Here is a 3,904-nt window from a genome sequence, read left to right as displayed (position 1 = left end):
TATAATAGAGATACGATTGTTACTTGGTACTACCAGATTGTCTCGGCTCACAAATCACTTGCTTAGCTGTATCTGCGGCTTGCCGAGCTGTATTTTGCAGAGCAGGTGAACTTTGATAGATAGCTTGCAAATCCTGTGCATCTTTAATCACTCGCTCATAGATAGCAACAGCCTGATTACCGTCAACTTCTAACGCTTGAGGAGTGTAATTTTGCAACACTTCAATCAGCGATATCTTGTTGTCGCTAGCAGATGCAACTAAAGCATCCCGCAACGCCAAACTACCTTGAACGCGAGCAAGAGGAGGATAAGCAACTTCTGCCATCTGTTTGAGCATAATTTCTCCAAAGTAAGTATTTAGAAGTCGCGTTACTAATTGCGAATCTAGACTTACTTCTCGCGTTAACATACTGCGGACTGATTCAGGGTCTTGTTTAGCAAGATTCAGAACGCTTTGCAACTGAGAAGAGGGTTTGCCAGTTTGGGCGAAGGACTGTAAATCGCTCATCGGTAAAGCGATATCAAGAGCACCGTACTTGACAGTAATCTGTTCAACAGCAAAGGCTTTTGAGCTGTTCAGCAGCGCTGCACCTGTTCCCAACAACAACGCCAAACTTAGGGATAAAGACTTTGATACTCCCTTTGCCAAAAGAGCGGAGTTCAGGCGAACACCCTCAAAATATCCAAGTTGAAACCGAAAGTTCATTCGTTTAAGCCTCTCTACACAGTCAAAGATAGTTTCTTGGAGCGATGATATCTCCCTACTTTATGTCTAGAAGATGTACTCTAATGTTCCTTAAATACCAGTTAAAAAAACTATTGTCTCAGCCATTTTAACCAGTCTTTAGATAGATTTCAGAGTTCATGCTATCTGCTAATCATCGCTCTAGAGCCTTGCCAATTTATAGCAACCGCCAAGGCTTTTAAGACACTCGCTTATGGCCCAAACCATTAACTCTCTTCCTCTCTTCTCCTCTTCCCTTTCTTTCCCTAGCCCCTAACCGCCCTGGCGGTTGCTATATTCTGAAGCTTAGGCAGTTTTGCAAATTGTTTTTTGCACCTCTGGACTGTTTCGTAAGAAGGTTAGCACTTTTTGTCCCTCAACAACAGCCTGGTTATAAAGGTTGACAACTTTTTCGCCGTCGATCACAACTGCATCAGTACCCTGATAGGCTTGTAACACTTCTAAAAGGGACATTTGACCATCCTTAATGACTAGATTCACTGTTGCTTTCAGATCGTCTACCATTTTCGCATAATTGCTACCTGGAGTCAGATATTTGCTAACTTCGGTGAGAGCCAGTTTCCCGTAATATGAGTTAAGCAAATCATTCAATACATTAGGAGCAACATCCACTTTTTTGCTCAAAACTTCGCGAAAACCGCTGATTTGATTTGGGGTTGCTTTGGCAATTTGAAAAAGCGATCGCAATTGATTAGAAACTTGACCAGTATTTGCAAAGGTTACAAGCTCAGGAATTGTAACCGATACATCAACCGCGCCGTATTTAACTTTAATTGCGTCTATCGCAACTGCACTACTGCTAAAAACTAACAAACTAGCGCTTGCAGCTAACAGAACTGCCATTCCTACGGCTAGACTTTTTGAGATCCGCTTACTGACAACACGGTATAGTTTACGAACGCTCTGAAACCACCCTAGTCCAAACAGAAATTTCATTTGCTTCTCCCTTAGATATTGAGTGAAAATAGTTCTGCCACCAACCCGGCGCTAAAAGTTAAATCAGTAGGGCGCGCCGGGAGTTGTACAGAGATAGCCTGATTTTACCGACTTTTCTCTCTTTGCACAATCACCCTCTTCCGATCATTCTACCTTTGAAATGCGTAAGTGCTCTAGAACTTTTCTACTGCACCCCATATAACTTTACAAAACATCCTTCTGCATTCCCCCCTCAACCAGTTGTTGAACTGTCATATATCGCGACTCATCCTTTCCAACAATTGGCGGACGATCGCAGCGTCCTCAGCGTGGGGAATGTTTGTCAAATACATTTCTAAGTCTTGGCGGGATTCTTGCCAACGACCGAATTGATAATAGAGAATTCCCCGATCTCGCCTTTCACCTGCTGCATCTGGAAACAGCAGTAGAATTCGCTCGATCGCGGCTAAGGCTCTAATTCGATCGCCTTGATTTAGATAAATAGCTTTAAGATTGCTTAACATCCGCGCTAATATTTGCCTGCGGCTAACTGGTGCTAGAAATGCGGGTTGCAATTCTACTGGTTGACCATAAATTTGAGAAAGTCGATTTTTACAGTCTTCTGGAAATAATATTTCTCCTTGATTGAAGGCATCGACATAGATACCTACATCCTCGAAATCGGGGCGAATTAAAAAATGTCCAGGCATTCCAATTCCAATCATGGGAAAGTCAATTCGTTGGGCTATTTCTAAATAAACTAAAGATAATGTAATCGGGATGCCTGTTCGAGAGTCGATGACGTGATTGAGAAAGCTATTGCGGGGATCGTAGTAATCGGCTGTGTTACCGCTAAATTTTAAGTCTTCGTAGAGATAGCGGTTTATGGTTTGAATAATTCGCAGGGGATAAAGTTGTCGTGGCAACCGTTCTTTGACCTCAGCGGCCATTGTGTCGAGGGCGTTGAGGTATTCATCAGGATAGATGTCTGAGTCTTCTTCTTGGGCTATGTAAAGGGCAGCTTTTGCTAGGTTAATTTGCTGGTCTAGATGGTTGATTTCTTGCTCAAAAAGTTTTCGCGATCGCGATTCGTTCATCATAGGGAAGAAGGAAGAGGGAAGAGGGAAGAAGGAAGAAGAGAAAATGGGAGGCTTTTTCCCCAAATACCAGTTAACAGTTGATAGTTAACTGTTAACAGTTGTTAGATTCCTCAATACTAGCTAAATCCCGTGACTTTTGCCAATTACCCAGTTACGACGGAAAAAACGGGCTAATGCTGACTCTTCTAAAGATAAAAATATTGGTCGTCCGTGTGGACAAGTGCGGGGATTGCGAGTAGATTTCCACCGATCTAATAAAGTCTGCATTTCTTGTAGAGTTAGAGCAGTGCCATTGCGAATTGCACTGCGACAAGCAGTAGCTACTTGAGCGGTTTGCAAGTCTCCAACTTTACTAATTTCTGTCAGGGCATCTTGACAATCATCTCGTTTTGCTAACAATGCTGGAGCACTACGTGCTGCCCATAGTTGCTCGCCAAATGGTTCTATTTCTAAACCCAATCGCTGCAAGTTATCGACCTGAGTTGGCGATAATTGATTAAGAATCACTGGTGGTTCTAAGGGTACTAATTGCCAAGCGTAACATAACTGCTCGTATAAAACTCGTTCGTGGGCGATGTGCTGTTCTACTAACCACATTCCGCTGGGATGTTCGGCGAGAATGTAGGTATTGTGGACTTGAGCGATCGCTCTCAATTCCATCAATCCTAAATCGCTGCTACTTTTCCCTGGTTCGCCGTCCGCATTCGGTTGAATAGAACGGTTGACATGATAACCACTCTTTGGTTCAGAGGCTTTGAGTAATTTACCAACTCGCTCAGGTAGCGGCATTTCTGGCATAATCTCAGCGTTAAGCTGCAAAGCTCGTGCGATCGCAACGCCAATCTGCTCTTGCCAGTAAGTCATGTTATGGAGATAAATTTCTGCCTTAGCGGGGTGGCGGTTCCAGTCTATTTGCTCTGGGTCAATTTGGAAGTGAATAAAACAGATGGGGTAGCGATCGCGCGGACAAGTCCGCCCAAATGCAGTTAGAATAGTTTGCTCTAATTCTGGCGATCGCACAATCCGCCCATTCACAGCAACTTTAACCCAATCCGCCCGCCGCCGATGACACCGATCCGGCAAACCTATTACTAAATCTAAAGATTGAGCAGGTAATTGGTAATTGGTAATTGGTAATTGGTAG

4 protein-coding genes are annotated in these 3,904 nt (G+C 43.5%); all 4 read right to left on the bottom strand.

The window, feature by feature from the left end:
• Nucleotides 1-19: 19 nt before the first annotated feature.
• Nucleotides 20-706 (bottom strand): alpha/beta hydrolase, encoded by a 687-nt coding sequence (locus OSCI_RS09450; RefSeq protein ID WP_007354700.1) that lies wholly within the window; start codon nucleotides 704-706, stop codon nucleotides 20-22.
• A gap of 324 nt (nucleotides 707-1,030) precedes the next feature.
• Nucleotides 1,031-1,681, bottom strand: a complete 651-nt coding sequence (locus tag OSCI_RS09445; RefSeq protein WP_007354699.1) for an alpha/beta hydrolase — start codon at nucleotides 1,679-1,681, stop codon at nucleotides 1,031-1,033.
• A gap of 251 nt (nucleotides 1,682-1,932) precedes the next feature.
• Nucleotides 1,933-2,757, bottom strand: a complete 825-nt coding sequence (locus tag OSCI_RS09440) for a SirB1 family protein (RefSeq protein WP_019486978.1) — start codon at nucleotides 2,755-2,757, stop codon at nucleotides 1,933-1,935.
• A gap of 123 nt (nucleotides 2,758-2,880) precedes the next feature.
• Nucleotides 2,881-3,904, bottom strand: a 1,024-nt coding sequence (gene mutL / locus OSCI_RS09435; protein WP_039962016.1) for a DNA mismatch repair endonuclease MutL, incomplete at its 5' end; no start/stop codon positions are given.

The sequence above is a fragment of the Kamptonema sp. PCC 6506 genome (assembly GCF_000180455.1).
Lineage (GTDB): Bacteria > Cyanobacteriota > Cyanobacteriia > Cyanobacteriales > Microcoleaceae > Kamptonema > Kamptonema formosum.
The sequence above is the reverse complement of the archived record's forward strand: the minus strand, read 5'-3'. Positions and strand labels throughout refer to the sequence as shown.